Below are 6,888 nucleotides of genomic sequence, written 5' to 3' on the forward strand. Positions count from 1 at the left end.
GCCCCCCCCCCCCCCCCCCCCCCCCCCCCCCCCCGCCCCCCCCCCCCCCCCCCCCCCCCCGCGGGGCCCCCGGGGGGCCCCCGGCCCCCCCGCCGCTCCTCGGACAGGTCCGTCAGACCACGATCAGCGCGTCCAGCGGGGCGCCGTCCAGCGCTCCGGCCAGCCTCGTACGGCCCGGCAGGAACGACAGCTCCATCAGCACCGCCACCCCGGCGACCTCCGCGCCGGCCCGCCGGATCAGCTCCAGCGACGCCCGCGCGGTGCCTCCGGTGGCCAGGACGTCGTCGATGACCATGACCCGGTCACCCGCCGACAGGTCCTCGGCGTGGACCTCGATCTCCGCGGTCCCGTACTCCAGCTCGTAGGCCTGCGCGAGCGTGGCGCCGGGCAGCTTTCCGGCCTTGCGGACCGGCACGAAGCCGATCCCGGCCTGGACGGCCACCGGGGCCGCCAGGATGAAACCGCGCGCCTCCAGCCCGACGATCTTCGTCGCGCCGTACCGCCCGGCCAGCTCCACCAGTGCGTCCGTCAGCGCCGCGAAGGCCTTCGGGTCCGCCAGCAGCGGGGTGATGTCCTTGAAGACCACCCCCGGCTTCGGGTAGTCCGCCACGTCCTTGATCCGGCTGAGCAGCAGATCGCGTACGTCCGCCGACAGCGCGGTCACCGGCGCCGTCCCGGCCGGGCCTGCGCCACGACCTGCGGCGCGTCCCCGGCCTCGGACTCCTCGTCCGGGGCGTCGCCCCGGGCCTCGGCGGCGGCCCGCTTGGCGAGCACCCGCTTCTTGAGGGCCTTCATCGCCGGCTCGCGCTCCTTGAGGTCCACGACCAGCGGGGTCGCGATGAAGATCGAGGAGTACGCACCGGCCGCGAGGCCGACGAACAGCGACAGCGAGATGTCGTTCAGCATGCCCGCGCCCAGGAAGCCGCCGCCGATGAAGAGCAGCGCGCCGACCGGGAGCAGGGCCACGACGGTGGTGTTGATCGACCGGACCAGGGTGCCGTTGATGCTGCGGTTGGCGACCTCGCTGTACGTGAAGCGGGTCTGCTTGGCGATGTCCTTCGAGCCCTCCTTGAGACCGTCGAAGACGACGACGGTGTCGTAGAGGGAGTAACCGAGGATCGTCAGCAGACCGATGACCGTGCCCGGCGTGACCTCGAAGCCGACGAGCGCGTACACGCCGACGGTGATCGTGAGGTCGTGGATCAGGGCGATCAGCGCCGCGACCGCCATCCGCCACTCGAAGGCGATGGCGAGGTAGATCACGACGAGGATCATGAAGATCCCCAGCCCGGTCCACGCCTTGTTGGCGATCTGCGAGCCCCAGCTGGGGCCGACCAGGTCGGCGTTGATGTCGGCCTGGTCGACCTTGAGGTCGGTGGCGAGCTGCTTCTTCACACCGGCCGCGGACTCGGTGTCCAGGCTGGTGATCTGGATGCGCAGGCCGCCGGTGCCGAGCTTCTGGACGATCGCGTCGTGGCCGGACGCCTCCTGCGCGAACTCCCGGGCCCGGGTCTCCGACACCGACGTCTTCGGGGTGGTGAAGACGGCACCGCCCTTGAACTCGATGCCCATGTTGAGGCCCTGCACGGCCACGGCGACGATCGCCGTGATGGTGATCAGGATGGAAACGCCGTACCAGAGGAAGCGCTTGCCGACGAAGTCGTAGCCGACCTCACCGCGGTACAGCTTGGCGCCGAGATCTCCCAGCTTCGACATCTCTCACGCCTCCTTTGCGTCGAGGGGGGCGGGTGCGGGGGCGGTCCCTCGGGACCGGCGCAGCGGAGGCTTGGCGCCGAGCCGCTTCGGGTCCAGCCCGGACCACGGGTGACCGCTGGAGAAGAACTTCGTACGGGCCAGCAGGGTCATTATCGGCTTGGTGAAGAGGAACACCACGACCACGTCGAGCAGGGTGGTCAGACCCAGCGTGAAGGCGAAGCCCTGCACCTTGCCGACGGTGACGACGAAGAGCACCGCGGCGGCCAGGAACGACACGAAGTCGGAGACCAGGATGGTGCGCCGGGCGCGCGGCCAGGCCCGCTCCACGGCCGGACGCAGGGTGCGGCCCTCGCGGATCTCGTCGCGGATGCGTTCGAAGTAGACGATGAACGAGTCCGCCGTGATGCCGATCGCGACGATCGCGCCGCAGACGGCGGGCAGGTTCAGCGCGAAGCCGATGCCCTTCCCGAGCAGCACCATGATCGTGTAGGTGAGCGCCGCGGAGACCAGGAGGCTGACGATCGCGATGAACGCCAGGCCCCGGTAGTAGACCAGCAGGTAGATCACGACGAGGAGCATGCCGATGGCGCCGGCGATCAGACCGGCCCGCAGCTGCTCGTCGCCGAGCGCGGCGGTGACGGTGGTGACGCTGTCCTCGTTGAAGGAGAGCGGCAGGGCGCCGTACGAGAGCATGTTGCCCAGGTCCTGCGCGGACTGCTGGGTGAAGCCGCCGGAGATCTCGGCGTTGCCGCCGGTCAGCGCCTGGCTCACGGACGGGTCGGAGATGACCTCGCCGTCGAGCACGATCGCGAACTGGTTCTGCGGCATCTGCTTGGTGGCCAGCTCACCGGTGATCTTGGCGAACTTGTCGGCGCCCTTGTCGGTGAACTGCATCGTGACGATCCACATGCCGCGCTGCGGGTCGACGACGCCCTTGGCGTCCTTCACGTCCTGGCCGTCGACCTGGGCCGGGCCCAGGATCCACTTGCCCCAGACGTCGCCGCGCTTGCCGCACGCGAGCGTCGGGTCCTCGGGCTTGGCGTCCTTGCCCGCGTCGAGCCGCTGCGCCTTGACGCTGCAGTCGAGCGCGGCGAACTTCGCCTGGAGGTCGGCCGCCGCGGCCTCGGCGGGGCCCGTCGGGGCCGGCGCCGCAGCGGTGGTGTCGTCTGCCTTCTTCGTCTCGCCCGTCGAGGGCGAGGGAGTGGCCGTGACCGGGGCCTTGAGGGCCTCACTCAGTGCGCGGCCCTGTGAAGTGGCGCTGGACGACGGGGCGGCCGGGGGGGCGGACTTGTTGCCGTCCTGGGCCTTCGGGGCACCGGAGCCGCTCGCGGAGGGGCTCGGGGTGGGGTTCTGGGCGGCCTCGGGGGCGACCGGGGAACCGTCGGCGAAGGCCAGGACCGGGCGGAAGAAGAGCTGGGCGGTGGTACCGACCTGGTCTCGCGCCTGCTGCTCGTTCGCCCCCTTGGGGATGTTCACGATGATGTGGTCGCGGCCCTGGGTCTGGACCTCCGCCTCCGACACACCGAGACCGTTGACGCGGCGCTCGATGATGCCGACCGCCGTGTTCATGTTGGTCTCGTTGATCGCGTCCGGCTTGCCGGGCTCGCTCTTGGCCTTGAGCGTGATGCTCGTACCGCCGGCGAGGTCGATGCCCAGCCGGGGAGTCGTCTGCTTCGAGAGGAACATCCCCGCGGTGAGCGCCACCAGCGCGATCAGGATGATCGCCAGGGATCGCCCCGGCCTCCCCTGAGCCCCCGTGGGCCGCCGGCCCTTCTTCGGTGCTGCCACCTTGTCGTTTCTCCCTGTCCAACCGCCCCGCGCCGGGTCAGCGCGCGGACGGCCACGAAATGTGTGGTGGGGACCCCTGCCCCCCGCAGAAGTGTCACTGACGGGGACCGCGGCGGGCGCCTGCGGGCGCTCGCGCGGTCCCCGGCCACGCGCTACTTCGCGCCGGCCTCGCCGTCCTTGGGCTCGTCGCCCTTGGGGTCGTCCTTCTTGCCGAGGTCGAGCTTGGGGCCCTTGTCCTCGTCCTTCGTGAGGTCCGCCGCGGGCGCCTCCGTCAGCGAGGAGGCGTCGTCGGGGACGACCGGCGCGTCGTCGGTCCGGTCGTTGGCGCCGTGGACGATGCGGTTGTACTCCGCGTCCTCGAGGACGGCGCCGATGGCGTTCTTCGCGAAGATCGCGTGGACGCCGGGAGCCACCTCGAGGGTGACCGTGTCGTCACCGAGTTCCTTCACCGTGGCGTACATGCCGCCAATGGTGCGGACACCGGTGCCGGGCGTCATGTCGTCGCGCATCTGCGCGGCCGCCTGCTGCTTCTTCTTCGCGGAGCGGGTCATCAGGAACATCGCCCCGATGAGCACGATGAACGGGAGGAGTGTCACGAGATTCACGGGACGGAGATCCTTCGCACGACCGCACGGGAGCGGCCTTCTTCTACGGGGGTGGGCACACCGACCCGAAGGGTCGGCATCGGCGGAGTCTAGGCGAGTCCGTACCGATGGAACAACGCCCAGCATGGCACCGCAGTTCCTGAGGGCGCGAACCTCCGCGCCGTCAGGCCCCGAACAGACCCCGCTGGGCCGGTGATCCGCTCCCGCCCTGCACGGGCGGCACAAGGCCCAGGTGGGCCCATGCGGCGGGGGTCGCCACGCGCCCCCGGGGGGTGCGCGCGAGCAGGCCCTCACGGACGAGGAAGGGCTCGGCGACCTCTTCCACGGTCTCCCGTTCCTCGCCGACCGCGACGGCGAGCGTGGAGAGGCCCACGGGCCCGCCGCCGAACAGCTTGAGCAGCGCCTCCAGGACGGCCCGGTCCAGCCGGTCGAGCCCGCGCACGTCCACCTCGTACAGCTGGAGGGCGGTGCGGGCCACCGCGCGGTCGATCACCCCGTCGGCCCTGACCTGGGCGTAGTCGCGGACGCGGCGCAGCAGGCGGTTGGCGATGCGCGGGGTGCCCCGGGAGCGCCCGGCGATCTCGGCGGCGCCCGCGGTGTCGATCTCCACGTCGAGGAGGCGGGCGGAGCGGTGGAGCACGCGCTCCAGTTCCTGGGGGGTGTAGAACTCCATGTGCCCGGTGAAGCCGAAGCGGTCGCGCAGCGGCGGGGGCAGCAGCCCGGCCCGGGTGGTGGCCCCGACCAGGGTGAACGGCGGCAGCTCCAGCGGGATCGCGGTGGCCCCGGGGCCCTTGCCGACGATCACGTCGACGCGGAAGTCCTCCATGGCCATGTAGAGCATCTCCTCGGCGGGCCGGGACATGCGGTGGATCTCGTCGAGGAAGAGGACCTCGCCCTCCTGGAGGGAGGAGAGGATCGCGGCGAGGTCTCCGGCGTGCTGGATGGCGGGGCCGGAGGTGATCCGGATCGGCGCGCCCATCTCGGCCGCGATGATCATCGAGAGGGTGGTCTTGCCGAGGCCGGGCGCGCCGGAGAGCAGCACGTGGTCGGCGGTGGCCCCGCGCCTGCGGGCCGCCTTGAGGACGAGGTCGAGCTGCTGGCGGACCTTCTCCTGGCCGACGAACTCGCCGAGGTCCTTGGGACGCAGCGCCGCCTCGACCGCGGTGTCCTCCCCGTCCGCGGCGGCGGCGACGACGCGGTCGCCCTCGGCGGTGGCGTCGGTCTCGTCGTCCCAGTTCACGGTCTCAGTCTGCCTTCTCGGTCGTGCGGTGGTCGGTCGGGTACGGGCCCGCCCGCGCGCCCGGCGCCCGGGGCCGCGCCGGACCCGGGGCGCGGGGGCCGCGGGCGGGGACGGGCCGGACCGGTCGGGTTTCCGGTGGTCTTGCCCACCGGGGCGCGGGGACGGGCCGGGGCTCGTGGCCCGGGGTCCCGGGCCGGGCGCCCGGTCAGCGGGCCCGGTTGAGGGACTGGAGGGCGGCGCGCAGCAGTTGCGGCACGGGCGCCGGGCCGCCTGCGGCGAGGGCGGCCTCGGCCTGCGGGGTCACGGCGGAGACCGCTTCCTCCGCTTCCCTGGAGGCGTATCCCAGGCCGATCAGGGCGGCCTGGAGCTGCTCGGTCCACGGCGCCGGGCCGGCGGCGGCCACGGCCCGCCCGGGGCCCGCCTGCGCGCCCGTGCCGAGCGGGGTGCCCAGCTTGCCCTTCAGCTCCAGCAGCAGTTTCTGCGCGCCCTTCTTGCCGATGCCCGGCACCGCCGTCAGCGCCTTCTCGTCGCCCGTGGAGACCGCGAGGCGCAGCGCGTCGGGGCTGTGCGCCCCGAGCATCGCCTGCGCCAGTCTCGGGCCGACCCCGCTGGCGCCCTGGAGCAGCTCGAAGACCTGCCGCTCGTCGTCGTCGGCGAAGCCGTACAGGGTCAGGGAGTCCTCCCGGACGACCAGCGAGGTCGCCAGCCGGGCCGGTTCCCCCGTCCGCAGGCCGGCGATGGTCCTGGGGGTGCACTGGACGGCCATGCCCACCCCGCCGACCTCGACGACGGCGAGGGTGGGGGTGAGCGCGGCGACGGGGCCGCTGACGAAGGCGATCATCGGGTACGGCCTTTCGGGGCGTGCAGGGCCACCGCCCGCTGGAGACGGTTCTGGGCGGGGGCCCGCCAGATGTGGCAGATGGCGAGGGCGAGGGCGTCGGCGGCGTCGGCGGGTCTCGGTGGCGCGGACAGCCGCAGCAGCCGGGTGACCATGGCCCCGACCTGTGCCTTGTCGGCCCGGCCGCTGCCGGTGACGGCGGCCTTGACCTCGCTCGGGGTGTGCAGGGCGACCGGTATCCCGCGGCGGGCGGCGCAGAGCATGGCGACGGCGCTCGCCTGGGCGGTGCCCATGACCGTGCTGACGTTGTGCTGGCTGAACACCCGCTCCACGGCGAGGACTTCGGGCCGGTACTCGTCGAGCCACTCCTCGATGCCGCGCTCGACGGCGACGAGCCGCAGGCCCAGTTCGGCATCGGCGGGCGTGCGCACGACCCCCACGCCGAGCATGGTCAGGGCACGGCCCGCGACACCCTCGACCACGCCGACACCGCACCGCGTCAGCCCCGGGTCCACGCCGAGAACTCGCACCCCGCCCCCTCCTTCGGTCACCTGTCCGTGCAGGCTACCGGGTGGCACCGACAGAGCGGCGGGGGGGGGGGGGGGGGGGGGGGGGGGGGGGGGGGGGGGGGGGGGGGGGGGGGGGGGGGGGGGGGGGGGGGGGGGGGGGGGGGGGGGGCGGGCGCGGCCCCCCCGCCCGCG

The 6,888-nt window shown here is 73.1% G+C and carries 7 protein-coding genes; all 7 read right to left on the minus strand.

Annotated features, from left to right (window positions below; all coding sequences use genetic code 11):
- Positions 1 to 112: 112 nt before the first annotated feature.
- Complete coding sequence (locus ACIA5F_RS21775; protein WP_399355625.1) at positions 113 to 655, minus strand: adenine phosphoribosyltransferase; 543 nt, start codon at positions 653 to 655, stop codon at positions 113 to 115.
- A gap of 5 nt (positions 656 to 660) precedes the next feature.
- A complete protein-coding gene (gene secF / locus ACIA5F_RS21780) occupies positions 661 to 1,716 on the minus strand; it encodes a protein translocase subunit SecF (protein WP_399355406.1) in 1,056 nt (351 codons plus the stop codon).
- A gap of 3 nt (positions 1,717 to 1,719) precedes the next feature.
- On the minus strand, positions 1,720 to 3,504 hold the full coding sequence (secD, locus tag ACIA5F_RS21785) for a protein translocase subunit SecD (RefSeq protein ID WP_399355408.1): 1,785 nt from the start codon (positions 3,502 to 3,504) through the stop codon (positions 1,720 to 1,722).
- A gap of 152 nt (positions 3,505 to 3,656) precedes the next feature.
- Positions 3,657 to 4,109 (minus strand): preprotein translocase subunit YajC, encoded by a 453-nt coding sequence (yajC, locus tag ACIA5F_RS21790; RefSeq protein WP_399355410.1) that lies wholly within the window; start codon positions 4,107 to 4,109, stop codon positions 3,657 to 3,659.
- A 163-nt stretch (positions 4,110 to 4,272) separates the two neighbouring features.
- Positions 4,273 to 5,349, minus strand: coding sequence for a Holliday junction branch migration DNA helicase RuvB (ruvB, locus tag ACIA5F_RS21795; RefSeq protein ID WP_399355412.1), 1,077 nt, complete (start codon positions 5,347 to 5,349; stop codon positions 4,273 to 4,275).
- A gap of 205 nt (positions 5,350 to 5,554) precedes the next feature.
- Positions 5,555 to 6,190, minus strand: a complete 636-nt coding sequence (ruvA, locus tag ACIA5F_RS21800; RefSeq protein ID WP_399355414.1) for a Holliday junction branch migration protein RuvA — start codon at positions 6,188 to 6,190, stop codon at positions 5,555 to 5,557.
- Positions 6,187 to 6,717, minus strand: coding sequence for a crossover junction endodeoxyribonuclease RuvC (gene ruvC / locus ACIA5F_RS21805; RefSeq protein WP_399355416.1), 531 nt, complete (start codon positions 6,715 to 6,717; stop codon positions 6,187 to 6,189). The genes ruvA and ruvC overlap by 4 nt, the downstream gene beginning before the upstream one ends.
- Positions 6,718 to 6,888 lie beyond the last annotated feature (171 nt).

Origin of the sequence: Streptomyces sp. NPDC051567, from assembly GCF_044454165.1 — a bacterium.
GTDB lineage: Bacteria > Actinomycetota > Actinomycetes > Streptomycetales > Streptomycetaceae > Streptomyces.

Bases quoted from the DNA above. Each gene is read 5' to 3' on its own strand.
- ruvA (WP_399355414.1), bottom strand. From the start codon at position 6,190: ATGATCGCCTTCGTCAGCGGCCCCGTCGCCGCGCTCACCCCCACCCTC.
- secF (WP_399355406.1), bottom strand. From the start codon at position 1,716: ATGTCGAAGCTGGGAGATCTCGGCGCCAAGCTGTACCGCGGTGAGGTC.